This window comes from Nonomuraea sp. NPDC049624, from assembly GCF_040675255.1.
Classification (GTDB): domain Bacteria; phylum Actinomycetota; class Actinomycetes; order Streptosporangiales; family Streptosporangiaceae; genus Nonomuraea.
Genome location: NZ_JBFAOR010000008.1, coordinates 468141 through 491463, shown reverse-complemented (window position 1 = coordinate 491463; position 23323 = coordinate 468141). Strand labels below are relative to the sequence as shown.

Genomic DNA, 23323 nt, shown 5'->3' with positions numbered 1-23323 from the left:
CCATGAAAGCCATCCGTTACGCCGCCTACGGGCCGCCCGAGGCCGTCATCGAGCTGCGCGAGGTCGACCCGCCGCCGGTCGGCGACGACGACGTGCTGGTCCGGGTGCGGGCCGCGTCCGTCAACCCGGGCGACTGGCACTTCGTGCGCGGCATGCCGTACGTGATGCGGGCCGTCTCCGGGCTGCGCCGGCCCACGTTCGACGGGCTCGGCATGGACCTGGCCGGGCAGGTCGAGGCGACGGGCCGCAACGTCACCCGGCTGAAGCCCGGCGACGAGGTGTTCGGCCACTTCCGGGGCGCCTTCGCCGAGTACGTCGCCGTCCCCCAGGACAAGGTGCTGCTGGAGAAGCCGGCCGGTTCTACGTACGAGCAGGCGGCGGCCGTGCCGCTGGCGGCGCTGACCGCCTACGAGGCCCTGGCCGTCAGAGGTGAGGTCAAACCAGGGCAGAAGGTCCTGGTCGTCGGCGCGGCGGGCGGGGTGGGGACGTTCGCGGTGCAGATCGCCAAGGCGCTGGGCGCCGAGGTGACCGGCGTGTGCAGCGGCGGCAAGGCGGAGCTGGTCGCGTCCTTGGGGGCCGACGAGGTCATCGACTACACCAGACAGGACTTCAGCCACCACACCGGCCGGTACGACCTCATCCTCGACAACGTCGGCGACCGGCGTCTCGCGGACTACCGGCGGGCCCTCGCCCCCACCGGCACCTACGTCCCCAACGGGGGCTCCGGCGGCGGGTCGCTGCTCGGGCCGGCCGGGCGCATCCTGCGCGTGCTCGCGACCAAGCCGTTCGTCCGGCAGCGCATGGTCAACTTCGTCACCGCCCCGGACCGGGACACGCTGGCCGCCGTGCGCGGGCTCGTCGAGGCGGGCGAGGTCGTCCCGGTCGTCAGCCGGACGTACCGGCTGGACCAGGTGCCCGAGGCCATCGCCCACGTCGAGCAGGGCCACGCCACGGGCAAGGTCGTCGTCACCCTGTAGGCGCACCCAGGCGGCGCTGGGCGGAGCGCAGCATGGCCCGGACGATGATCGGGTGCACGAGGCGTACCGGCCAGAAGTAGAGCCGGCCGCGCCGGCCCTTCAGCCGGACGGTGGTCGTGACCCGCACGAGCCGCGCCTCGCGGTCGACCCCCACCCCGCAGCGGAAGTCCAGGTGCCGGTCGTCGGCCACGATCAGCGCCTCCTCCCCCTCGACCCGGGCGACCTGGAAGACGTCGCGCGGCGCGCGCGGGATGCCGGCCAGCGGCACGACCGCCTGGCGCAACCACAGGGCCGCGGCGATCCAGCGGGGCATCGACGCGACCGAGAAGACGGCCTTCGCCCAGGCCCGCGGATCGGCGGTCGCACGCGGCGGCAGCACGCCGACGACCACGTCGGCGTAGTCGGGCGCGGGCATGTCGTCCAGGGCGGACGACCAGTAGACGGGTGTTCTCATGACGCCTCCATACGGTGCCGTATGGTGAGGACTATACGGTACCGTATGGCGAATGGCGCAAGGGGGCCGGATCACGGCGGAACAGTGGGTGGACGCGGCGTACGCGCGGTTCACCAAGATCGGGCTGGACTCGGTGCGGGTCGAGGCCGTCGCCCGCGACCTCGGCACCACCAAGGGCTCCTTCTACTGGCACCACGCCGACCGCGGCGCGCTCGTCCGGGCGGTCATGGAGCGCTGGGAGGCCGAGGAGACCGAGCACATCATCGCGGCCGCCTCCGCCGAGGCCGAGCCGCGCGCCCGGCTGCGCGCCCTGTTCGGCACGGTCGCGGCCCGCGCCGGGCGGCGCGGCGGCGAGAGCCGCCTCTACCTCGACGCCGAACGCGAGGGCGTCGCCGACATCGTCACCCGGGTCACCCGCCGCCGCGTCGACTTCGTCGCCGGTCTCCTGGTGGAGCTGGGCTTCGACGAGGAGGAGGCGGAACGCCGGGCGCTGCTCGCGCTGGCGGTGGTGCTCGGCCTCCAGCAGCTCGAACGCGGCACGCGGCCACACATCGTGCTCGACCAGACGCTCCTCACCGAGACGGCTTTCACGATGGCCGTCACACCGCCCCGGTCCCAGGGCGAGTGAGGTCCGACCGCGGACGTTCGTCAGGCCCGACCGCGCAGGTCCGCCAGGCCCGATCGCGCAGGTCCGCCAGGGCCGGCTTCGGGGGTGAGGGGAGGTCCGGGCCGCATCCCGGAGCCGCCGGGACGCCGCTGGGCTGTTCGGACGGGCGGTTGTCAGGCGTCCGGGCCGTTGCGCCGGAGTTCCAGGAAGTCCTGGTCGCAGCTCAGGCGGTAGCCGTCCGGGGTGCGGAAGTTCTCCTGGAGGTAGGCGGCGACCTCGTCCATGGCGGGCGGCTCCGGCAGCGGGACGACGTTCAGCATGAACTGCGCGACCGCCAGGGCGGTTTCCAGGTCGGGCATGGTCACGGAGGCCGGGTCGGTGCTGATGCCGATCTCCCACTCGGTGCCGGCGGTGGCGGCGAAGGCGCGTCCGAGGGCGTCCAGGTCGTAGCGGTGGCCGGTGAAGCGGCGCAGCAGGCGCATGCAGTCGCTGTCGGGGTTCTGCATGACGACCACGGCGAAGCCGCCCTCGGCCGTCCAGGAGGCCAGCCTCTGGAGCTGGCCCAGCCACGTCTGCTGCGGCACGTAGTACAGGACGTGCGCGCACAACACCAGGTCGGCGGTCTCCTGCGGCTCGGCGGTGGCGATGTCCTGGCCGAGGATCGTGGCCTCGGGACACCGGCGGGCCAGCTCCGCCCGCAGGTGCTCGTTCGGCTCGATGGCGATCGTCCGGTCGAACCTGGGCTCCAGCCACGCGGTGGTCTCGCCCGTGCCCGCGCCGGCGTCGATGAACGTACGGCGGTGGGGCAGCCGTCCCACGATCCGGGCCAGTTCTTCGCGGGCTCGGATCTTCTGGTCGGTGTGGGCCAGGAAGGTGGCGAAGGCGGCGTCGTAGGCGGCGCTCATCGGGTCGAGGATGTGCACGATGGGCGGCTCGGCATTGCTGTCGGTCATCACGGTCCCCGGCGTCACAAGTCAGTCACTTTCAGCTTATGGAGGACCACTCTACGTTCATGCGTATCTGGATCGGTGAAGCGGTGGACCGTGCCGAGGGGGCTGGTCTGGGACGGGTCCCAGGGTTTGGGAAGCTGGGGGGTCGCTGCGGGAGGGCGGCGGCGAACCCCAGGAGTCGAGGCAGAAGCTGAACGCGGTACTTCGCCGGTAACAGAGCAACGACGCGCCAACCGGAGGGGACTGAAAGCGCCCTTCCGGGATGGCCGAAGGGGCGCTTTTCCAGGGGCGAGGTGCCCTTCCAGGGGGTCCCGAAGGCGTCCGACGGTGGAACCGTCAGCGCCGAAGGCGCCCCCACCAGGGTGGGCTCCAGCAGACCCACCCGGTAACCAGGCAACGGGCTGGGTGGACCATGGGCGCCGAAGGCGCCGGGGCCGTCAGGTGCCGCCTCTTCCCGCCCACTTGATCTCGTACGCCCCCAGCGTCACCGTCTTGCCGTCCACCGTGGCCGTCACCTCCCGGTCGGACGTGTTCACCATGACGACCTGCTGCTCCTGCGCCAGCACCTTCACCTTCGGGTCGGACGACGTCACCGCGCTGTCGAGCCGCGCCCCCGCCGGGAACCACCGGGTGAACCCGCTGAGCAGCCCCGCCATCGGCATCTCGTCCCCCCGCCCGGGCGCCCAGAGGCAGCCGTCACACTGGCCCGTCCCCTTCACCTGCGGGTTCCAGTACAGGGCGGTGGTGACGCCGCTCCTGGCGAACTCCATCATCGCCGCCGCCTGGACGGCCGTGCGCCGCTCCTCGCTCCACCCGGAGTTCTCCGGCTCGACGTACCACTCGGCCCACCAGACGGGCAGGTCGCCGCTCTTCTCCCGCAGCCACTTCGTGATCGCGCCGAACTTGCCGAGCGCGCCGAAGTCGTCGGGAATGTTCCCCTTGTCGGTCGTCATCGAGGCGCCGTCCACGACGATGAAGTCGGCGCCCTTCTTGTGCTCGATCCAGTACTCGATGGCGTCGAGCGCCCGCTGGTCGACGGTCCCCCAGGGGCCCTTCAGCTCGGAGGGCCCGCCGCCCGAGCCGGTCTCGATCGGCATGTACGGCCCGCCCACCTTGATCTGCGGGTCGACCTTCTTCAGCGCCGCGTAGACCTTGTTGTAGAGCTGGGTGTACCCCTCGGCGTCCCAGCGGTTGGTCGAGGGGTCCCAGAAGCCCTTGAACTCGTTCCACACCATGTAGTACTTGACGGTCGGGTACTGCCGGGCCACCCGCGCGGCCAGCTTGGCGTAGTCGTCGAAGTGCTCCGGCTCGGGGGCGACGGTGTGGTTCTTGCTCCAGTCGGTACGTCCGGGCTGCCCGCCCTTCATCCAGTCGGGCGCGCAGCACAGGGTGATCACCGGCACCGCCCGCGACGACGCCATGAACGTCAGCCGCCGGTCGAGGTCGCGGAAGCTGAACTGGCCGGGGCTCGGCTCGGGGTTGCCCACGCCCCACCCCATGATGTGCTGGTTCTGCAGCATCGGCACCCGCCCGAGCAGGCCCCTGGCCTGGTCGACGACCTGGCGCGGCTCGGTCTCGGTGCTGTACTGCGTGTGCGTGACGCCCCACCGGGGCCAGTCGTTGAGCACGGGCGGCTGTTCGAGCCGCGGCGGCGCCTGGGTGGGCCCGACCTCGGCCACCTCGCCGCCCTTGAAACCCTCGCGGGGGCTCGACCGCATGCCCGCGTAGACCATGATGCCGACGACGAGCACGACCGCGAGGACGCCGGCCCCCAGGGCGATCGGCCATGGCGACCGTCTGCGCGCGTGTCTGCCCTCGGTGGGAATCACGGAACGCTCCTTACCATCACGCAACGTACAAGGGCCAGGCAGTGCCCGGCCCTTATGACGGTAATCGTTCCGCTTGCAGCAGACTTGATGTCAATCGGAAGCGGGTGGGCGCTGACCGCCCGCGGGCCCGGGAACCCCTGAGTAACGGTACGCCACCGGCTGCCTACCCGGCTGCACGACGAGCAGGGTGCCCGGCGTCTCGGCGTAGAAGGCGGTCTCGACGGCGGCGGCGACGTCCTCGGCGGTGAGCAGCGGGAATCCGGCGTCGACGAACATGTCCCGCGCGGCGGCCACCAGCGGAGTGTCGGTGAATCCGGGGCAGACGGCGTTGATCCGGATGTTCTGCTGGGACAGCGGCTCGGCCAGCGCCCGGACCAGGCCGACGACGGCGTGCTTGGTCATGGTGTAGATCGGGTCGCCGGCGAAGGCCACCAGCCCGGCCAGCGAGGACGTGGCCACGATCGCGCCGCCGCCCGACCTGGCCAGCAGCGGCACGCTGGCGCGCACCCCGAAGACGACGCCGTCCACGTTCACGCCGACCACCGCGCGGTAGCGCTCCAGGTCGAAGTCCGCCAGGTCGACGCCCCCGGAGATGCCGGCGTTGAGATGCACCAGGTCGAGGCGGCCGTACCGCTGCTCGGCGAGCGCGACGGCCTCCAGGGAGGCTTCCTCGGTGCTGACGTCGGCGGCCAGCCACGCGCCCTCGACCTCCTTGGCCACCCGTTCGACGCCCTCGCCGTCGCGGTCGACGAGGACGCACTTCGCGCCGCCCGACGACAGCCGCCGGGCCACCGCGGCGCCGATGCCGCTGGCCGCTCCGGTGATGAGTGCAACTGTGCTCATGGGGCTCCTTGCGGGGTCAGGGCTGGTCGAGCATGCGATGGGCGCGGGCGATCAGGGTCGGCACGGCCGCGCCGATGCGGTCGAACCCCTCCCCCACGGTCTTACCCTGCTTGAACCGGGCGTGGATACCCTCCACGATCACCGCCAGCTTGAAATTGCCGAAGGCCACGTAGAACCCTAGGTCGGAGATGTCGCGACCGGAGACCTTCCCGTAGTGGGCGGCGAACTCGGCGGCGTTCATGAACCCCGGCGCCACCGTCACGTCCCCGGAGACGGGGATGCGGGCCCGTTCGTCGTCCCCGCGGTCGTGCCAGTACGTCAGCGTCAGCCCCAGGTCGGCCAGCGGGTCGCCGAGCGTGGACATCTCCCAGTCGACCACGGCCATGATCTCGATCTCGGCCGGCGGCGGCGCCAGGCGCACCAGCGTGTTGTCCAGCCGGTAGTCGCCGTGCACCAGGGTGCTGTCGGACGCGGCGGGCAGCCGCTCGCGCAGCCGCCGGACGAGGCTGTCGTAGTCGGGCAGGTCGGCGGTCTTCGACCGTTCCCACTGCTGGCACCACCGGTCGAGCTGCCGGGCCAGGTATCCCTCGGGACGGCCGAAGTCGCCGAGCCCGACCTCGCGGTAGTCCACGGCGTGGATGGCGGCCAGCACCTCGGCCAGCCGCTCCGACAGCCGCCGCGTCTGGGCCGGCGTCGGCCGCCCCAGCTCGTCCTTGGTCTGGACGGCGGCGCCGGGCACGTACCCCATGACATAGAACGGCGCCCCGACCACCTCCTCGTCGGCGCAGAAGGCGACGGGCTCGGGCACCGGGACGGGCGTCGGCGCCAGCGCGGAGATGACCCGCCACTCCCGCCGCATGTCGTGGGCGGTGGGCAGCACGTGACCCAGCGGCGGCCTGCGCAGCACCAGCCGGCGCTCGCGCGCCTCCACCAGGTAGGTCAGGTTCGACCTGCCTCCGGAGATCAGCGAGACGGACAGCGGCTCCCCGGCGTCCGGCACGTTCCTGCCCAGCCACGAGACCAGCCGCGGCCAGTCGATCCCTGGTACGGTCATGGACACACATTAGAACGCCACTCGGTCCTGAAAGCCAGCTGAGAGTTGCATAACAGTAGGCCCGGCACATCCCAGGCATGGACGCCCATCCTTTAACCTGGCCATACACCTCTGACCGCATGCTGGTCAGATTGTGGTAAGCCGACAGTAGGAGCCCATGCGCGTCACCGTTGCCCACCCTCGCGATCTGGGACAGCCCGAACTCAGCCGATGGCGCGCCCTGCAGGAGTCCGACGCCGCCTTCGACAACCCCTTCCTGTCCCCGGAGTTCACGGTCACGGTGGGCGAGCTCCGCGATCTGGTCCGGGTGGCCGTCCTGCACGACGGGCCGGACATCGTCGGCTTCTTCCCCTTCGAACGCCATCCGCTGGGCATCGGCAAGCCGGTCGCCGCGGGCCTGACCGACGCGCAGGGCCTGGTCCACGCCAAGGGCCTCGACCTCGACCCGCACCGGCTGATCAAGGACTGCGGGCTGTCGGTCTACGAGTTCGACCACCTGGTCTCCGGCCAGCCGCTGCTCGACGGGCGGTACACCACGCACCCGTCGCCGATCATCGACCTGCGCGACGGCTACGGCCCCTACACCGAGACGTTGCGGGACCGGTCCGGCAAGACGTACAAGTCGACGCTGGCCAAGTCGCGCAAGCTGCAGCGCGAGTCGGGGCCGCTGCGCCACGACTACGCGATCACCGACACCGGCCCGCTGCACACGCTGCTCGGCTGGAAGACCGACCAGTACCGGCGTACCGGGCGCACCGACCGGTTCTCCCAGCGGTGGATCGTCGAGCTGGTCGAGCGGCTGCTCGCGACCCGGTCCGACAGCTTCGCCGGCGTCCTCGACATGGTCTACGTCGACGACGTGCCGGTGGCCGGGCACTTCGGGGTGCGCACCCGCACGACGCTGGCCGGCTGGTTCCCGGCCTACGACACCGCCTTCGCCAAGTACTCCCCCGGGCTCATCCACCACCTGGCGATGGCCGAGGCGGCCGCCGCGTCGGGCGTCCAGGTGATCGACATGGGCCGGGGCGAGAAGGAGTACAAGGAGAAGCTCAAGAACGGCGAGCTGGAGGTCGCGGAGGGCCGCGTGGCCAGGGCCGGTGTGGCGGCCGGGGTCCACTGGATGATGCGGGTGCCGGTGCGCAAGACACGCGCCACGGTGATGGCCAATCCGCTGCTGCTCAAGACCGCCGACAAGGCGTTGAAAACTTTTGGGCGCTTGCGTACCGTCCTACAAGGGTGAGACTCATCGCGGAGCGCACCGGGCGGCACTGCCTGTGGCTCCCATCCAACCGCCTCGGCCTCTACCTCGCGCTGCGCCACTGGTGCCTGCCGGGTCAGCGGCTGCTCATGTCTCCGGTCTCGGCCGACGAGATCCTCTTCCTCGTGCTGGCCGCCGGTCTGCGCCCGGTGATCGCGCCGCTGTCCCCGCGTGACGGCAACATCGACGTCTCCCGTGTCGATCTGTCCACGGTGGACGCCGTCCTGACGACGAACCTGTACGGCCTGCCCGACCAGGTGTCCGCCTTCACGGGAAAGATCCTGATCGAGGACGTGGCGCACGCCCTGGAGACCGCTCCCGGCGGGCGCCCGCTGGGCACGTTCGGCCAGGCGGGGGTGTTCAGCCTGTCCAAACATCCGGGCGCGGGCTCGGGCGGCGTGCTGGCGGTGACCGACCGCGCCGACCTCGAAGCGCTCGAACGCGCCCGCGACGAGCTGCTCGTCCCCGGCGCGCTGCGCGCCGACCTGTTCAGCGTGGCCACCTCCATGGCCCGGCAGGCGGCGCTCAGGCTCGACCTCGTGCGCCCGGCGCTCGCGCTCATGCGTGCCCTCGGCATGCAGGAGGAGCGCGAGGGCTACCGCATCGCCCTGGAGCCCGACGCGCTGGAGCTGGCGCTCAAGCAGGTGCCCGCGCTGCCGCCGTTCGACCCGTGGGTACGCGCCGACCTGGCGGCCTACCGCGCCCGGCGGGGCCGGCTGGTCCGCTGGTACCAGTCCAGGCGTCTGGCCAAGGTGCCCGGCGAGCGGGCGCGGCGGCTGGCCGGGATCGCCCGGCTGGCCGAGCTGCCCACGGTGGCGCCGGCCGTGCTGGACCACCTGGACCAGCCGCTGTTCCGCGTCCCGCTGCTGGTGCGCGACAGGGACGCGGCCGTCGCCGAGCTGGAGCGCCGCGGGGTGGCCACCGGCTACCTGTACGACCCGCCGTACGACGAGTACGCCCTCGGCTTCACCGACGCCTCGCCGGACCCGGGCCCCGCGCGCTGGTGGGCCCGGCACGTGCTGCCCGTGGACCCGCTGTACGCGGCCCGCTCGTTGCCCGTCCTGCGCGGTCTGGAGCCGCCTATGCGGGGTCCGCGCGAAGCAGCCTGAGGAACGCGCGCAGCCCGGTGATGATCTCCTGGTTGTCGTTGAGGCCGTCCACGGTCTCCTCGAAGCGGCGGGCCGTCAGCGTGATCCGGCGCTCCAGGTCATGGTCGGCCCGTTCCAGGCCGGCCCGGGTGGCCGCGAGCTCGCCGCCGAGCTCCTCGACCTGCCGGGTGAGCCGTTCGGCGGCGGCGGACAGCGTCTCGACCTGGTCGCGCAGCGCGATCACGTCGAGGCGCGGGTAGCGGACCTCGCGTCCCAGCGTCCTGACCCGTTCGCGCAGGTGCCCGACGTAGGCCCCGGCCGGCCGGAACGCGGTGGCCAGCAGGTAGAACCCGGCGAAGTAGTAGCCGATCTGCCGCCCAGAGAAGAACGTGACCACCGCGACCACGACGGCCGAGACCACGTGCCCGGCGACCGCGAGGACGAGCATGCGGCGGGCGATCGTCCTGGCCTCCTGCTCCCCGCGGGCCGGGACGTCGATGCCGGTCTCGCGGGAGACCGCGATGTCGTGCACCACCTGCCGGGCGGCGAAGGACAGGTTCCACGGGAAGGTCAGCAGGACGACCAGCCAGACCAGGCAGACCGCGCCCAGGCCCAGCGACAGGAGGGTGGACAGGGGCACGCCCGCGTACAGGACGAGCCACGCGGTGACCGCCGTGACGATCAGCGAGGCCGGCAGGAGCCAGGGTTTCATGCCCGCCACCCTGCAGGCGGCGGCCCGGCGGGCGCCAGCGCTCAGATACTCAATCCGGTCTGAGCATCCCGGATCAGGCCGGCCAGCACCGCGCAGCCGCGCCGGACGTCCCTGAGCGAGGCCGAGCCGTAGCCGAGGACCAGTCCGTGCAGGCGGGCGCGGTCGTGGTGGTGGCGGTCGGCGGGGTCGAGCAGCACGCCGCGTTCCCTGGCCCGCTCCACGACCTCCTGGACGTCGCCCGCGGGCAGCTCGGCCAGCACGTGCAGCCCGGCGGTGTCGCCGCGCAGGCGGCAGACCGGGCCGAGGATCTCCACCACGGCGGCCCGGCGGCGGGCGTACTCCAGGCGCATCCTGCGCAGGTGGCGGTCGAGGTCGCCGCGTTCCAGGAGGGTGGCGACGGCCTGCTGGACCGGTCCGCTGGTGCGGTCGGAGACCGCGGCGCGGATGGCGGCGATCCGGCTCACCAGGTCGGGCGTGCCGACCAGCCAGCCGACGCCGACGTCGGGGGCCAGGGTCTTGGACAGCGAGCCGAGCAGCACGACGCGGGTGGGGTCGAGGCCGTAGAGGGCGGGCAGGGGGGCGACGTCGTAGCGGAACTCGGCGTCGTAGTCGTCCTCGACGATCGTGGCGCCGGTGCTCCTGGCCCAGGACAGCAGGCGTTCCCGGCGCGGGATCGGCAGCCGGCCGCCCAGCGGGTACTGGTGAGCGGGGGTGGTGTAGAGGACGCGCAGGTCGCGGGGCAGGCCGTCGACGATCACACCGTCCTCGTCCACCGGGCAGGGCACGACCTCGGCGCCCCTGGCCGCGAACACCGTGCGGGCCACGTGGTAGCCCGGGTCCTCGACGCCCGCCCGTCCGCCGCCGGCCAGCAGGGCCAGCGCGCACAGGTCGAGGCCGTTGCCGGTGCCCCTGGTGACCAGGACGTTCTCCGGGCCGACGGCCATGCCCCTGGCCCTGCGCAGGTGGTCGGCGAGCAGCTCGCGCAGGCGCGGCAGGCCGTGCAGGTCGGGCGAGTCGCCGGGCGGCAGCTCGCCGGCCCGGCGCCAGGCCCGCTTCCAGGCGGCCCGGTCGTAGTCGCGCACCCACGGGTCCCCCGGACGCAGGTCGATCCACTCGCCCTCGGGGCGGCGGGCGGGCGGCGCCGGTTCGTACGGGCTCTCGCGCGGCGGGACGTGCGACTCCATGGCCGCCACGAACGTGCCGGACCCGTGGCGCCCCTCCAGCCAGCCCTCGGCGTAGAGCTGCTGGTACGCCTCGGTGACGACCGTCCGGCTGACCTTGAGCTGGTCGGCCAGCGCCCGCGTGGACGGCAGCCGCTCGCCCGGCGCGAGCGCGCCGCCCATCATGGCGTGCCGCAGCCAGCCGGCGAGCTGGGTGGTCAGCGGGACGGCCGAGTCGCGGGACAGGGATACCGGCAGGTCAATGTGGGTGCGCACGAAAGTGGTCTCTAGGAAGGGTCGGTTAGTGGCCCTACAGGATAGGTCCACTTCACGAATAGCGTCGAATCATGCTCTCCTCCACCCCGCGCACGGCTCTCGGCCGAGAGAAGCACCGCGGCAGCACCGACCGGAACGACCTCTACGACGTGCTCGACAGCGGGCTCGTCTGCCACCTGGGCGTGGTGGCCGACGGCCATCCCATGGTCGTGCCCACCGGCTACGGACGGATCGGCGACACCCTCTACCTGCACGGCTCCACCGGCGCGCGCTCGCTGCGGGCCGGCGACGGCGCCGAGGTGTGCGTCACGGTCACCCACCTGGACGGCATCGTGCTGGCCCGCTCGGTCTTCAACCACTCCGTCAACTACCGTTCGGCGATCGTCTACGGCCGGGCCCGGCTGGTGAGCGACCCCGACGAACGGCTGGCGGCCCTGCGGGCGCTCACCGAGCAGCTCGCCCCCGGCCAGTGGGACTACGTCCGGCCGCCCACGCGCAAGGAGCTGGCCGCCACCGCCGTGCTGGCCCTGTCGCTGGCGGAGGCGTCGGTCAAGATCCGCAGCGGGGCGCCGGAGGACGACGAGGAGGACTACGCGCTGCCGGTCTGGGCCGGGGTGCATCCGCTGGTCACGTCCTGGGGCGAACCGCAACCGGATCCGGCACTTCCAGAAGGTATCGATATACCGGTTCACATCCTCCGTCGGGAGTAGTTCCATGAATCCGGAACCACCTGGCAAACCCGACTCCTTGATCACGCGTCTCATCAGGTGGGCCGGCTCCTGATGGGAGAGGGCGATGGAGTGGAGTGCTCCCGGTTACACGGAGATCAGACAGCTCGGCGCGGGCGCGAGCGGGCGCGTCGTGCTGGGCGTGCACGACGAGACGGGCGTGAAGGTCGCGATCAAGTACCTCTCCGAGGCGCTGCTGCGCGACCCCGCCGCCCTGTCCCGCTTCCAGGCCGAGGCGCGGGTGCTGACCTCGCTGCGCGATCCGAACATCGCCACGATGTGGGAGTACATCCAGGAGCCGAACGGCGCCTGCATCGTGATGGAGCTGGTCAACGGCGTCTCGCTGCGCGCCCTGCTGCGTGAGAACGGCACCACCGAGCCCGAGGCGGCGCTGGTCGTGCTGAAGGGCTCGCTGCTGGGCCTGGCCAGGGCCCACGGGTCCGGGGTGGTGCACAAGGACTACAAGCCCGAGAACGTGCTCGTCCGCGACGACGGGACGAGCAAGCTCGTGGACTTCGGCGTCGCGGTGCCGCAGGGCACGGCCACGCATCCGGAGGGGACGCCGCCGTACATGGCGCCGGAGTTGTGGGCCGGCCGGCCCGCCTCGCCGGCGACCGACGTGTACGCGGCCACCGCGGTCTTCTTCGAGTGCCTGACCGGGCACCGGCCGTACCGGTCCACCGAGCCCAGCGTGCTCGGCTACCAGCACGTGCACGCGCCGGTGCCCTTCCACGACGCGCCCGAGCCGGTCCAGGAGCTCGTCCGGCGCGGCCTGGCCAAGGAGCCGCGGGACCGGCCGCCGAGCGCGCTGGCCTTCGTCGAGGAGCTGGAGGCCACGGCGCGGGCCGCGTACGGCGAGGACTGGGAGGAGCGGGGCAGGCGGCGCCTTGCCGCGCTGGTCGCCCTGCTCGCGCTGCTGCTGCCGGCCCCGCCGCAGCCCACCCCCGAGGTCACCACGTCCCTGGCCAGGACGGTCTTCCGCGGGCTGCGGTCCAACGCGGTGCGGGTGGGCATGGGCACCGCCCTGGTGGCGGTGGTGACGGTGGCGGTGGTGGTCGCGCTCGCCGCCCGGCGGCAGCCTGCCGAGCAGCCGGTCGGCGCGGCCGTCGCGGTGCCGCCGGCCACGACGGAGGCGGTGACCGCGCCGCCGAGCACGGCCGAGGCCGTGCTCGCGCCGCCGACCACGCCCGAGGCGACGCCGCGGACCTCCGCCGAGGGGCCGCCGTCGCCGGCGTCCCCGCCCGAGCTGCTGCCGCCGCCGACGACCTCCAGGCCGCCGGTCACCACCCGGGCGCCGCGCACGCCGACGGCCGGGCCCACGAGGAGGCCGACCAGGACCGCCACGCCGAAGCCCCCGGTGACGCCCACCCGGACCCCGACGCCGACCCCCACCCCGAGTCCCGAACCGACACCCACGCCGACCCCCACGCCGACGCCCGTCGCGACCGTTCTCGGGGTGAGCGTGGGCGCCGTCACGGTGGACGGCGACGGCGTCGCGCGCGCCTCCGTCACCGTCCGGACCGCCGGGGGCGCCCCCGTCACCGCCACCGGGACGTGGACCGCGCCGGGCGTCGACGGCCGCGTCCAGCGCCTGCGGCTGAGCGGCGCGACGTCCTACACCCGCGCCTTCACCTGGGACCTCGGCGAACGGCCGTGCGGCAGGACCGTCACGCTGACCGTCGTCACCTCCCCCGCCGCGCCGGGCGGCGCCCGGTCCTCCTCGGTAGCGGTGCCGGCCTGCCCGACGCGGGTGAACGGGCTGTTCGTCTCGCTGGCGATGCCCGACGCGCCGGGGCTGACCGCGCGCGCCCGGGTCGGCGTGACCGCCGACGGCACCGGCGCGATCCCGGTCGAGGCCGCGTTCGCGGTGGACGGCGAGACCGTCGGCACCCGTACGGCGAGCCTGTCCGGCCGGACCTCCTACTCCCGCGTCCTCACCCACGCCTTCCGCGCCCGCCCCTGCGGCTCCACCCTGTCGGTACGGGTTCGCGCCGGCGACCGCGTCCGGACCGCCCGGGTCGAGGTCACCTGCCCGCCCGCCGTGCGGCGGGTCTCGATCGTCAGGGCCGGTCCGGGCGAGGGCGGCCTGGTGGCGACCGTCTCGGTGGTCACCGCCGACGACCGGCCGGTGACGCTGGACGTGGGGTTCCTGCTCGGCGGCGAGCCGGCCGGCTCGGAGCGGATCACGCTGTCCGGCGACACCGCCTACACCAGGACGGTGAGCCGGGCGCTCAGGACCGTCCCGTGCGGCACCACCTGGACCGTCACGGCGAGCACGACGCCGGAGGCGGCCGGCGGACCGGACCGGGCGACCGGGAAAACCGCAGAATGCCCCAGAGAGACACCTAAGCCCGAAGAAACCCCAAAGCCACAGGAAACGCCCAAACCGCAGGAATCCCCATCATCCGATAGGCCCGGCACGGTGGACTAACCTCGCAAATTCGGCCATATCGGCATATCGGTGGTGGGAAAGCCCTTCCCTCTGGTTAAGCTACGCAGCGTTTGATGCGGGTGGGGGCCCGAATGACTCCAGAGGAGACCGTTTATGTACGGCGAAGGGCAGTGGGGGGTCCCCGGCTACACCGAAGTCCGGGAACTGGGCAGCGGTGCCGCCGGCCGGGTGGTCCTGGCCACGCGCGACCACGACGGCGTGGAAGTCGCCATCAAATATCTGAATGACGAGCTCAGGTCCGACATGGGCTTCGTGGCCAGGTTCCGGCACGAGGCCCGGCTGCTGGGCACCCTGCAGAGCTCGCACCACGCGCGCCTGATCGACTACGTCGAGTCGGGGCAGGGCGCGGCGATCGTCATGGAGCTGGTCAACGGCGTCTCGCTGCGCGAGATCCTGCGCTCCGAGGGGCCGACCGGGGCCGAGGCGGCGCTGGTCGTGCTCAAGGGCTCGCTCCAGGGGCTGGCCGCCGCGCACGCGATCGGCGTCGTCCACCGCGACTTCAAGCCCGAGAACGTGATGGTCCAGGGCGACGGCGTCAGCAAGCTGGTGGACTTCGGCATCGCGGTCCGGGCCGGCGAGGGGGCGAGCGCCGCGGGCACGCCGCCGTACATGGCGCCCGAGCAGTGGGCGGGCGGGGCCGCCGGGCCGGCGACCGACGTCTACGCCGCCACCGTCGTGTTCTTCGAGTGCCTGACCGGCACCCGGCCCTTCCGGGCGCCCAACATCGCCGCGCTGGCCCGCCAGCACCAGAGCGCGCCGCCGCCCGTCGAGGAGGTGCCCTCGGCGCTCCAGAGCCTGGTCGAACGCGGCCTGGCCAAGCAGCCGGGCGAACGGCCGCCGTCCGCCGAGGCGTTCCTGACCGAGCTGGAGGCCATCGCGGCCGAGGCGTACGGCGCCGACTGGGAGGAGCGCGGACGCCGCCGCCTGGCCGCGCTCGCGGGCCTGCTGATCCTGCTGTTCCCGAGCCCCCTGCACGATGCCGCCGAGACGCGGACCGCGCTCACCGAGACCCGTTTCCCCGACCCCGCCCGCCTGCTGAGCAAGCTCTCGGCGAAGATCGCGATCGGCGCGGTCGCCGTGGGCGTGGTGGTGGCCGTGGGCGTGATCCTGGTCAACTCCTCCTCCGACGAGCCGGTGCTGCGGGCCCAGACGAGCGAGGTCACGCCCAGCGCGACCGACCCGGTGATCGACGAGGAGCCCACGGAGGAGGAGCCGACCGCGACGCCCGAGGAGACCACCCCGGAGCCGGACCCGACGCCGACCTCGGCGGACCCGGCCGTCTCGACCCCGCCGCCCGTCCTGCCGACGGCGACGGCGACGGCGACGGCGGCCTCGCCGTCCAGGACGCCCAAGCCGACCCCGACGCGGAAGCCGACCAGGCGGCCGGTCAGGACGCCGAAGCCGACGCCGACCGACTCCCCCGAGCCGGACATCACCGGCCGGAGCAGCACGAGCAGCGACGGCAGCAGGCCCACCTCGGCCGCTCCCACGCCCACCCGGACCTCCGCCCCGCCCACCAGGACGCCTCCGACCAGCCAGCCGCCGACCAGCCCGGCCCCCTCGGAGACATCGCAGACGCCGACAAGGACCTCGACTGACGACGGCGGCGGCGGCGACGGCGGCAGCACCCAGACGCCCACCCTGGACCAGGTGGGCAAGGCGCAGGCCGGACTCCTCGCGCTCGGCCTGATGACGTCCGGCGCGGTTCCGGTCACACTTGCGGTGAAACGTCGCATGACAGGACGCCACAGAAAGCAGCGCTAGACGCGCCGGGGGGCCAAGGGGGATGGACAACCACAGGAACGGTATCGCCGGGTTCCGGCTGACCGAGCACACGTGGATGACCGAGCTCGGCAACTGGATCGACGCCATCTCGCCGGACGGCCGCAGGGCCGGGGCGCTGCTGTTCGACCCGCGGGTCATCGGCCTGCCCGGCGTCCGGGAACGCGTGGTGAACACCGTCATGACCGACCAGCACCTCGTGCTGGGCGGCATGGGCGGGCTGATCCCGGTGGCCGACGTCGTCGCGGCGGGCGACCAGGTGTGGCTGCTCACCGCGCAGGCGGTCAGCCCCACGCTGGCCGACCTGCTCGCCGGCGCGCCCGTCGACCCGGCGGGGGCGGCGTCGGTGCTGACGGAGACCGCCCAGACGCTGCTCGCGCTGCACGCCGCCGGGGTCACGCACGGCTCGGTGCACCCGGGCACGGTGGTGATCACCGCCGAGGGGGCCGCGCTGCTGTCGGAGCGCGGCCTGTCCGACGCGATCCGCGGCCAGGTCTCGCCGCGTGAGCGGGACGCGGCGGGCTGGGCGTCGCTGGCCCGCGGGCTGGCCGCGTCCTTCACGCAGACCGCGCCGCGGGCCGCCGGCCTGTTCGAACGGGCCGCGGGCACGGCCGTCACGCTCGGCCTCGAACCGGCCCGCGCCATGCTGAGCCAGGAACGCGCGGCGCTGCCCGGCGGCCTGATCAGCCGGGACTCGCTGGCGCGGGCGGCACGCGGCAGGTCGGCGTTCGCCCAGCCGCCGGCGTTCGCCGCGCAGCCGCCGCCGGCGCCCCAGGACGAGGGCGACATCGTCACGCTGCTGCACGTGCCGGCGTCGGGGTCGCCGCCCCGCCTGCAGTTCGGCCCGGGGATGGGCGGTCCGGAAGCCGGCCCGGGGACCGGCGCCGGGACCGTGCGGCAGCCCCGCCAGGAGACGACGGCCGAACGCATCTGGCGCGAGGGACGCGACGGCGCCGCGACCGTCCACCAGCCGGACAAGCGCTCCCAAGGCCGGGCGGCCAAGGTGTCGCGGCGACGCCGGCGGCGCACGATCCTGTCCACGGCGCTCTTCGCGGTCGTCATGGCGGGCGCGATCGTGGCCTGGTTCAGGCTGACGGACGCCCCCGAGCTGGCGGTGCGGTCGATCGACGTGGTCGCGCCGAAGAAGACGCTGGGCTGCGGCGGCGCGATCGTCCTGACCGGGACGGTGGTCACCAACGGCGGCGTGGGCGAGATCCGCTACGAGTGGCGCAAGAACCTGGACAAGGAGGTCGTCAAGGGCAGCCTGCGCACGAGCGCCGACAAGACGTCCTACGCGGTGCCGCTGCGCTGGACGTTGTCGGGCAAGAGCAGCGTCAAGGCCACGGCCACGCTCAAGGTGCTCTCGCCGGGCCCGGCGCGTACCGACAAGGCGAGCTTCACCTACAAGTGCTGACCTTCCCTGAATGCGCAACAAAGCGGTTCTTACTAATCTGACGGGCATGACCACGCAGACCCCCGCGGGCTGGTACCCCGACCCGTACGGAGAGCCGCAGCTCCGCTGGTGGGACGGCAACCAATGGACGGACGCCACCCACGCGCAGGAGCGGCAGCCTCAGCCGCAGCAGCCGTCCTCCGGGCCGCAGCCGCAGTCGTCCCCCGACTGGTCGGCCACCCCGGCGAACCCCACGCTCCAGTACGGCCGGCCCTCGCCCGGCCAGCCGCCCTACGGGCCGCCCGCCGACCAGCAGCCCGCGCAGGGTCAGCCTCCCTACGGCGGGCAGCCTGCCCAGAGCCCGCCCGCCTACGGGCCGCCCACCCGGCAGCAGCCCGCCTTCGGACAGCAGTCCGCACAGCACCCCGCGCAGCAGTCCACGCAGTGGGCCGGGGGTCCGCTGCCCGGTCCCGGCCAGGCGCCGCCGCCCAAGCAGGGCAACCCGCTGCCGTGGGTGTTCGGCGGCCTGGCCGCGCTGGTCGTGGTCGCGCTGATCGTGGTCGCCGGGATCTTCTTCCTCAACCGGGGCAGCAGCACCCCGGTCGCCTCGCCCACCACCGAGGAGCCGCAGCCGTTCCCGACGGCCGAACCGCCCTCCGCCGGGCCGCCGACCGAGCTGCCCCCGCAGGGCGGCGAGCTGCCGCAGCCGCAGGACGGCCGCATCACCGACCCGCGGAGCGGCCTGTCCTACCAGGTGCCCGACGGCTGGAAGGTGCCCGCGTACGGTGACGTCAACGGCACCGACCCGTCCCAGCAGATGTGGACGAGCGGGGTGCAGGCCAGCTCGCAGGAGAACTACGAGGGCGACAAGGACTGGATCGGCAATGCCTACGCCGGCCCGCTGGCCGCGCTCATCCCCTACACCGGCGCCTCTGCGCTGGAGGACACGGCCAAGATGCTGTTCATGCAGTTCAGCACCCAGTTCTACGAGCCGCAGCACACCACCAAGCTGATCGAGAACAAGGCCACGAAGATCGGCGACCATGACGCGTGGGTGATGCAGTTCCAGCTCGACTTCACCGCCGTCGCGGAGAAGAACGGCTACAAGTGGAAGAAGGAGAACGCCGCGCTCGTGCTCATGGACCGCGGGGCGGGGCAGCGTCCGACGTTGCTGTACATCTCCGTTCCCGACAATCTGGGCACGGACGTGGTCGCCAAGGTTCTCGGCTCGCTCAAGCCCGCGTAAGCGGGGGCACTAGGCTGGTGGGGTAACAAGCGGGCGGATTGCTCCGAGCCGCTGGGCGAGGAGATCGAATGAGTGACGTGCTGGTCTGGATCGACTGCGAGATGACCGGGCTCGACCTGGGGCGCGACGCGCTCGTCGAGGTGGCCTGTGTCATCACCGACAGCGAGCTCAATCTGCTCGACGAAGGCGTCGACGTGGTCATCAAGCCGCCGCCGGAGTCGCTGGAGCAGATGTCGCAGGTCGTGCGCGAGATGCACACCGCCTCGGGCCTGCTGCCCGAGCTGCCGGGCGGCGTCACGCTGGCCGAGGCGGAGTCGCTCGTGCTCGACTACATCCGGCGGCACGTGCCGGAGCCGAAGAAGGCGCCGCTGTGCGGCAACTCGATCGGCACCGACCGCACGTTCATCGCCAGGGACATGCCCGGGGTCGACGCCTGGCTGCACTACCGCATGGTCGACGTCTCGTCGATCAAGGAGCTGGTGCGCCGCTGGTACCCGCGGGTCTACTTCGCGGCCCCCGAGAAGCAGGGCGGCCACCGCGCGCTCGCCGACATCAAGGAGAGCATCAGGGAGCTGCGCTACTACCGCGCGGCGATCTTCGTGGCGCAGCCCGGCCCCGACTCGGCGACCGCCCGGCAACTCGCCGAGCGGGTCACCGGCTAATTGGATGGCGTAAAGACTCCCGAACCCCGCTACACTTTTCCTGTGCCGTCACGGAGCGGGCGGCCATGGTGGGTGTAGCTCAGTTGGCAGAGCGCCAGGTTGTGGTCCTGGATGTCGAGGGTTCAAGTCCCTTCACTCACCCCAAGCGCACAGCCGGTCCCTCGGGACCGGCTGTTGTCGTTTTCTCCCGACAACGCCCCCAAATCAGGACAATGCGAGTTATGCTCGCTGTCTACCGCTAACGCCGGAAGCACGGGGGCCAACGGCGATCAGACCGTCTGCGCGCCCCCGGAGGCCGGATGAGAGTCGACGACGCAGCGTTCGACAGCGTGATCACGTCCTTGAGCAAACGTGAGGCCGAGGTCATGGATCTGATCGCCGCGGGCCGGTCCAACGGCCAGATCGCCCAGTGCCTGTTCCTCAGCGAGAAGACCGTGAAGAACCACGTCAACCGGATCTACGCCAAGCTCGGCGTCGACTCCCGGGTCACGGCCATCGGACTGTGGTTGTCGCTCAGGAAGGACGGCTCCTGACCCGGCGGCGGTTCAGCCGGTCGTGATCCGGCGGCCGGTCAGGCGGGTGGGCCGGATCTTCAGGTAGTGCTGGCGCCGCCCGCCGGCCCACGGCTCGACGCCCGTGCTCTCCGCCTCGGCCCGCTCGTCCTCGTCCGTGACGTGGTGCAGCGAGCCGTGGACGAGCACGCTCCAGCCGCCCCGCGTCAGCTCCTCGATGCGATCGACCTCGAACGCGACCTCGTACTCGACGTCCTCCACCCCCGTGCTCAGGTCCTCGTCGGTGCTGCCGCCCGCCGCGGTGCGGAACACGATCGCCCCCTCCGACATCCGGAAGTTCACCGGCAGCACGGTCAGGCCGTAGCGGCCCTCGAAGGCGATGCGGCCCACTCCTCCGGGCCGCAGCAGCCGCAGGCACTCCTCCTCCGCCAGCGGCACCAGCGTGGGGTGCGCCGCGGCGGGCCCCGCGCCGGCGGGCTCGGCCACCTCCCCGAGCAGGCCCTCCACGGTGGTCTCCAGCGCCTCGGCCAGGCGGGCCAGGGCCTCGCGCACCGAGATGCCGGACTGGTCCTCCAGATAGGCGACGTAGCCGACCGCCACGCCGGACCTGTCGGCCAGCTCCTGCCGGCTCAGGTTCAGCGATTCCCGACGTTCGGCTATCCGGCGGCCCAGGCGTTCCATCGTGGTCACTTGCTCAGACATACCGGTGCCCTACCCCGGATCTCCCCTCTTCCCGGTGGTGTCTGTGGCAGAAATGGTTTAACCGATGCTCTGGGTGCCATATGGACCATGGAACGCAATCCTGGAAGGGACGTGGTCATGGTGCGGAGAGCGCGCGTCGTCGTCGTGGGAGCGGGCTTCGCCGGCCTGGCCGCGACGCGGGAGCTGGCCAAGGGCGGCGCCCTGGTCACGCTCGTGGACCGGAACCCCTACTCGACCTTCCAGCCGCTGCTCTACCAGGTGGCCACGGCGGGGATGGGCACGTCCGACGTCTCCTACCCGATCCGCACGTTCGCCGCCAAGTGGCCGAACGTCCGCGCCCACCGGGCCGCGCTGAGCAAGGTGCACCCGTCCGACCGGCGGGTGGAGTTCGCGGACGGCTCCACCCTCGACTACGACTACCTGGTGATCGCCACCGGCGTCACCACCAACTGGGTCCACGTGACCGGCGCCGAGGAGAACGCGCTGCCGATCTACTCGCTGCGCGACGCCGCCGACCTGCGACGGCATCTCCAGCACTGCCTGGAGGACACCGCGGCGGGCCGGCGCGAGAGCGCCCACGTCGTGGTGGTGGGCGGCGGCGCGACCGGCGTGGAGACCGCGGGCACGCTGGCCGAGCTGCGCCGCCGCACAATGCCGCTGACGCATCCCGAGATCCGGCCCGACCAGACGAGCGTCACCCTGGTCGAGCGGTTCGACTATGTGCTGGCGCCGTACAAGCCGCGACTGCGGGACGCGGCGGCCGAGGCGCTGCGCAGGAGAGGCGTCCGGATGCGCCTGGGAGCCACGGTGGCGGGCGTCGAGCCGGACGCCGTCATCCTGGAGGACGGGACGCGCCTGCCGAGCGACGTGACCGTCTGGGCCCTCGGCGTGACCGCGCCCAAGGAGGTGACCGACTGGGGGCTGCCGCAGGGCAAGGGCGGCCGGATCACGCTCACCGACGCGCTCACCGTGCCCGGCCATCCCGAGATCTTCGTGGCCGGCGACCTGGCCGGGCAGCCGGACGCGCTGCCCCAGCTCGCCCAGCCGGCCATCCAGATGGGCAAGCACGTGGGCAGGCAGATCCTGGCCGCCGCGCACGGGCGGCCGGTCAGCCGCTTCTCCTACCGCGACCCGGGGATCATGGCCACGGTCGGCAAGGCCGAGGCGGTGCTCCAGCTGCGCAACGGGCTGACCATGCGCGGCCTGCCCGCCTGGCTGGCCTGGATCTTCGTGCACGTGGCGTACCTGCTGGGCGGGCGCAACCGGGTCAGCGTGCTGCTGAACTTCTTCTGGCGCTACGGCGGGCCGCGCCGCAGCGCCACCAGCATCGCCTCGACCGAGTGAGCACCGGGTAGGGGTGCGGGTGCTCAGAGCGCGGCCGACAGTGCGGCCAGGCCGTGTTCGAGGTCGGCCTCGGGGATGTTCAGCGCCGGGCGCAGCCGGACGGACCGGGGCCCGCAGGGCAGCGCCAGCACGCCGTGCTCCTCCCTGAGCCGGGTCACGTAGCCGTCCCTGGCGGCCTGGTCGGGCAGGTCGAAGGCGCACATCAGGCCCCTGCCGCGCACGCCGGAGACCGTGTCGGGGTGCTCGGCCTCCAGCTTGGTGAGCCGTTCGAGCAGGACGCCGCCGAGCCTGCCGGCCCGGGCGATCAGGCCGTCGCGCTCGATGATCTCCAGGATGCCGCGGCTGCGGACCATGTCCACCAGGCCGCCGCCCCACGTGGAGTTGATCCGGCCGCTGAGCTGGAACACGTTGTCGGCCACCAGGTCGACCCTGCGACCGGCCATGATCCCGCCGACCTGCACCTTCTTGGCGAAGGCCACCACGTCGGGGGCCAGGCCGAGCTGCTGGTAGGCCCAGGGCGTGCCGGTGGTGCCGCCGCCGGTCTGGACCTCGTCCAGGACGAACAGGGCGTCGTGCTCGTGGCACAGGGCCTGCATGGCACGCAGGAACTCGCCGCGCATGTGGTTGTCGCCGCCCTCGCCCTGGATCGGCTCGGCGATGAAGCAGGCGATGTCGTGCGGGTAACGTTCGAAGGCCGCCCTGGCCTGGGCCAGCGCGCGTTCCTCGGCGGCCTCGACGTCGCCGAGGTGGACGGCCGGCACGTCGATGCGCGGCCAGTCGAACTTGGGGAAGCGGTCGGTCTTGCCCGGCTCGGTGTTGGTCAGGCTCAGCGTGTAGCCGCTGCGACCGTGGAAGGCGCGGGTCAGGTGCATGACCTTGGTGCCCAGGTCGCGGGGGCGGCCGGCGGCCTCGTTGCGCCGGCTCTTCCAGTCGAAGGCGGTCTTGAGCGCGTTCTCCACGGCCAGGGCGCCGCCCTCGACGAAGAACAGGTGGGGCAGCTCGGGGTCGCCGAGCACGCGGGCGAACGTGTCGACGAAGTCGGCCAGGTGCTCGGTGTAGATGTCGGGGTTGGCGGGCTTGTTCCGGGCGACCTGGCCGAGCAGGGCGGCGAAGTCGGGGTCGAAGGGCGGGTTCACACCGAGCGGGGCGGACGCGAAGAAGGTGTAGAAGTCCAGGTAGCGGCGGCCGTTGCGGGCGTCCACCAACCAGGAGCCACGGCTGAGTTCGAGATCGAGGACGAGACGGTAGCCATCGACGAGCAGGTGACGGGCAAGGCGGGTGTGTACGTCCATGC

General features: G+C 72.6%; 21 protein-coding genes and 1 tRNA gene. 13 read left to right on the top strand and 9 right to left on the bottom strand.

The annotated features are described in order from the left end of the window. Window positions 1-2 precede the first annotated feature (2 nt). Window positions 3-977, top strand: coding sequence for an NAD(P)-dependent alcohol dehydrogenase (locus AB0J76_RS33365; RefSeq protein WP_352326044.1), 975 nt, complete (start codon window positions 3-5; stop codon window positions 975-977). Here the strand turns inward: AB0J76_RS33365 and AB0J76_RS33360 are convergent. Then, complete coding sequence (locus AB0J76_RS33360) at window positions 967-1431, bottom strand: DUF2867 domain-containing protein (protein ID WP_352326045.1); 465 nt, start codon at window positions 1429-1431, stop codon at window positions 967-969. The genes AB0J76_RS33365 and AB0J76_RS33360 overlap by 11 nt on opposite strands. A 52-nt stretch (window positions 1432-1483) precedes the next feature. On the opposite strand from AB0J76_RS33360, the gene AB0J76_RS33355 reads away from it, so the two are divergent. Continuing rightward, window positions 1484-2059, top strand: coding sequence for a TetR/AcrR family transcriptional regulator (locus AB0J76_RS33355; protein WP_352326046.1), 576 nt, complete (start codon window positions 1484-1486; stop codon window positions 2057-2059). Window positions 2060-2211: 152 nt separating this feature from the next. Here AB0J76_RS33355 and AB0J76_RS33350 read toward each other — a convergent pair whose 3' ends face one another. The 4 genes from AB0J76_RS33350 to AB0J76_RS33335 form a co-directional block, all read right to left on the bottom strand. Beyond that, window positions 2212-2991, bottom strand: a complete 780-nt coding sequence (locus AB0J76_RS33350; RefSeq protein WP_352326047.1) for a methyltransferase domain-containing protein — start codon at window positions 2989-2991, stop codon at window positions 2212-2214. Window positions 2992-3425: 434 nt separating this feature from the next. Next, a complete protein-coding gene (locus AB0J76_RS33345) occupies window positions 3426-4817 on the bottom strand; it encodes a xylan 1,4-beta-xylosidase (RefSeq protein WP_352326048.1) in 1392 nt (463 codons plus the stop codon). Window positions 4818-4907: 90 nt separating this feature from the next. Then, window positions 4908-5660 carry an SDR family NAD(P)-dependent oxidoreductase gene (locus tag AB0J76_RS33340; protein ID WP_352326049.1) on the bottom strand — a complete coding sequence of 251 codons (753 nt, stop codon included), beginning with the start codon at window positions 5658-5660 and terminating at the stop codon, window positions 4908-4910. 16 nt (window positions 5661-5676) lie between these two features. Beyond that, window positions 5677-6714 carry a phosphotransferase family protein gene (locus AB0J76_RS33335; protein WP_352326051.1) on the bottom strand — a complete coding sequence of 346 codons (1038 nt, stop codon included), beginning with the start codon at window positions 6712-6714 and terminating at the stop codon, window positions 5677-5679. A 157-nt stretch (window positions 6715-6871) separates the two neighbouring features. On the opposite strand from AB0J76_RS33335, the gene AB0J76_RS33330 reads away from it, so the two are divergent. Together AB0J76_RS33330 and AB0J76_RS33325 are read left to right on the top strand one after the other, a co-directional pair. Beyond that, window positions 6872-7954: a GNAT family N-acetyltransferase gene (locus AB0J76_RS33330; protein WP_352326052.1), complete on the top strand. Its 1083-nt coding sequence runs from the start codon at window positions 6872-6874 to the stop codon at window positions 7952-7954. Further along, window positions 7951-9081 carry a DegT/DnrJ/EryC1/StrS family aminotransferase gene (locus AB0J76_RS33325; protein ID WP_352326053.1) on the top strand — a complete coding sequence of 377 codons (1131 nt, stop codon included), beginning with the start codon at window positions 7951-7953 and terminating at the stop codon, window positions 9079-9081. The genes AB0J76_RS33330 and AB0J76_RS33325 overlap by 4 nt, the downstream gene beginning before the upstream one ends. On the opposite strand, the gene AB0J76_RS33320 is transcribed toward AB0J76_RS33325, so the two are convergent. Beyond that, window positions 9053-9772, bottom strand: coding sequence for a hypothetical protein (locus AB0J76_RS33320; RefSeq protein ID WP_352326054.1), 720 nt, complete (start codon window positions 9770-9772; stop codon window positions 9053-9055). The two genes, AB0J76_RS33325 and AB0J76_RS33320, sit on opposite strands and share 29 nt — an antisense overlap. A gap of 41 nt (window positions 9773-9813) precedes the next feature. After that, window positions 9814-11208: a PLP-dependent aminotransferase family protein gene (locus AB0J76_RS33315; RefSeq protein ID WP_352326056.1), complete on the bottom strand. Its 1395-nt coding sequence runs from the start codon at window positions 11206-11208 to the stop codon at window positions 9814-9816. A gap of 71 nt (window positions 11209-11279) precedes the next feature. On the opposite strand from AB0J76_RS33315, the gene AB0J76_RS33310 reads away from it, so the two are divergent. The 8 genes from AB0J76_RS33310 to AB0J76_RS33275 all read left to right on the top strand — a co-directional run bounded on the left by AB0J76_RS33310 (window position 11280) and on the right by AB0J76_RS33275 (window position 20004). After that, window positions 11280-11918, top strand: a complete 639-nt coding sequence (locus tag AB0J76_RS33310; protein WP_352326057.1) for a pyridoxamine 5'-phosphate oxidase family protein — start codon at window positions 11280-11282, stop codon at window positions 11916-11918. An 85-nt stretch (window positions 11919-12003) separates the two neighbouring features. Continuing rightward, the gene (locus AB0J76_RS33305; RefSeq protein WP_364391643.1) at window positions 12004-14367 is read left to right on the top strand and encodes a protein kinase; all 2364 of its coding nucleotides are present in this window, start codon (window positions 12004-12006) and stop codon (window positions 14365-14367) included. Window positions 14368-14481: 114 nt separating this feature from the next. Next, window positions 14482-16152, top strand: coding sequence for a protein kinase (locus AB0J76_RS33300; RefSeq protein ID WP_352325181.1), 1671 nt, complete (start codon window positions 14482-14484; stop codon window positions 16150-16152). Between the two features lie 22 nt (window positions 16153-16174). Further along, complete coding sequence (locus AB0J76_RS33295; protein ID WP_352325182.1) at window positions 16175-17584, top strand: hypothetical protein; 1410 nt, start codon at window positions 16175-16177, stop codon at window positions 17582-17584. 46 nt (window positions 17585-17630) lie between these two features. Next, window positions 17631-18809: a DUF2510 domain-containing protein gene (locus AB0J76_RS33290; RefSeq protein ID WP_352325183.1), complete on the top strand. Its 1179-nt coding sequence runs from the start codon at window positions 17631-17633 to the stop codon at window positions 18807-18809. 68 nt (window positions 18810-18877) lie between these two features. Next, the gene (gene orn, locus AB0J76_RS33285) at window positions 18878-19471 is read left to right on the top strand and encodes an oligoribonuclease (protein WP_352325185.1); all 594 of its coding nucleotides are present in this window, start codon (window positions 18878-18880) and stop codon (window positions 19469-19471) included. Between the two features lie 68 nt (window positions 19472-19539). Further along, window positions 19540-19615 (top strand) — tRNA-His (locus AB0J76_RS33280). Between the two features lie 155 nt (window positions 19616-19770). Then, the gene (locus AB0J76_RS33275; RefSeq protein WP_352325186.1) at window positions 19771-20004 is read left to right on the top strand and encodes a helix-turn-helix transcriptional regulator; all 234 of its coding nucleotides are present in this window, start codon (window positions 19771-19773) and stop codon (window positions 20002-20004) included. A 12-nt stretch (window positions 20005-20016) separates the two neighbouring features. On the opposite strand, the gene AB0J76_RS33270 is transcribed toward AB0J76_RS33275, so the two are convergent. Continuing rightward, window positions 20017-20685 (bottom strand): pyridoxamine 5'-phosphate oxidase family protein, encoded by a 669-nt coding sequence (locus AB0J76_RS33270; protein ID WP_352325187.1) that lies wholly within the window; start codon window positions 20683-20685, stop codon window positions 20017-20019. A gap of 117 nt (window positions 20686-20802) precedes the next feature. Between AB0J76_RS33270 and AB0J76_RS33265 the strand changes: the two genes are divergently transcribed. Further along, window positions 20803-22029 (top strand): NAD(P)/FAD-dependent oxidoreductase, encoded by a 1227-nt coding sequence (locus tag AB0J76_RS33265; protein WP_352325188.1) that lies wholly within the window; start codon window positions 20803-20805, stop codon window positions 22027-22029. A gap of 23 nt (window positions 22030-22052) precedes the next feature. Here AB0J76_RS33265 and lat read toward each other — a convergent pair whose 3' ends face one another. Continuing rightward, a complete protein-coding gene (gene lat, locus AB0J76_RS33260; protein ID WP_352325189.1) occupies window positions 22053-23321 on the bottom strand; it encodes an L-lysine 6-transaminase in 1269 nt (422 codons plus the stop codon). Between the last annotated feature and the right edge of the window lie 2 nt (window positions 23322-23323).

Bases quoted from the DNA above. Each gene is read 5' to 3' on its own strand.
- AB0J76_RS33360 (WP_352326045.1), bottom strand. From the start codon at position 1,431: ATGAGAACACCCGTCTACTGGTCGTCCGCCCTGGACGACATGCCCGCG.
- AB0J76_RS33365 (WP_352326044.1), top strand. From the start codon at position 3: ATGAAAGCCATCCGTTACGCCGCCTACGGGCCGCCCGAGGCCGTCATC.
- AB0J76_RS33265 (WP_352325188.1), top strand. From the start codon at position 20,803: ATGGTGCGGAGAGCGCGCGTCGTCGTCGTGGGAGCGGGCTTCGCCGGC.
- AB0J76_RS33305 (WP_364391643.1), top strand. From the start codon at position 12,004: ATGGAGTGGAGTGCTCCCGGTTACACGGAGATCAGACAGCTCGGCGCG.
- AB0J76_RS33340 (WP_352326049.1), bottom strand. From the start codon at position 5,660: ATGAGCACAGTTGCACTCATCACCGGAGCGGCCAGCGGCATCGGCGCC.
- orn (WP_352325185.1), top strand. From the start codon at position 18,878: ATGAGTGACGTGCTGGTCTGGATCGACTGCGAGATGACCGGGCTCGAC.
- AB0J76_RS33270 (WP_352325187.1), bottom strand. From the start codon at position 20,685: ATGTCTGAGCAAGTGACCACGATGGAACGCCTGGGCCGCCGGATAGCC.
- lat (WP_352325189.1), bottom strand. From the start codon at position 23,321: ATGGACGTACACACCCGCCTTGCCCGTCACCTGCTCGTCGATGGCTAC.
- AB0J76_RS33295 (WP_352325182.1), top strand. From the start codon at position 16,175: ATGGACAACCACAGGAACGGTATCGCCGGGTTCCGGCTGACCGAGCAC.
- AB0J76_RS33355 (WP_352326046.1), top strand. From the start codon at position 1,484: ATGGCGCAAGGGGGCCGGATCACGGCGGAACAGTGGGTGGACGCGGCG.
- AB0J76_RS33300 (WP_352325181.1), top strand. From the start codon at position 14,482: ATGTACGGCGAAGGGCAGTGGGGGGTCCCCGGCTACACCGAAGTCCGG.
- AB0J76_RS33350 (WP_352326047.1), bottom strand. From the start codon at position 2,991: ATGACCGACAGCAATGCCGAGCCGCCCATCGTGCACATCCTCGACCCG.
- AB0J76_RS33310 (WP_352326057.1), top strand. From the start codon at position 11,280: ATGCTCTCCTCCACCCCGCGCACGGCTCTCGGCCGAGAGAAGCACCGC.
- AB0J76_RS33320 (WP_352326054.1), bottom strand. From the start codon at position 9,772: ATGAAACCCTGGCTCCTGCCGGCCTCGCTGATCGTCACGGCGGTCACC.
- AB0J76_RS33275 (WP_352325186.1), top strand. From the start codon at position 19,771: ATGAGAGTCGACGACGCAGCGTTCGACAGCGTGATCACGTCCTTGAGC.
- AB0J76_RS33335 (WP_352326051.1), bottom strand. From the start codon at position 6,714: ATGACCGTACCAGGGATCGACTGGCCGCGGCTGGTCTCGTGGCTGGGC.
- AB0J76_RS33330 (WP_352326052.1), top strand. From the start codon at position 6,872: ATGCGCGTCACCGTTGCCCACCCTCGCGATCTGGGACAGCCCGAACTC.
- AB0J76_RS33290 (WP_352325183.1), top strand. From the start codon at position 17,631: ATGACCACGCAGACCCCCGCGGGCTGGTACCCCGACCCGTACGGAGAG.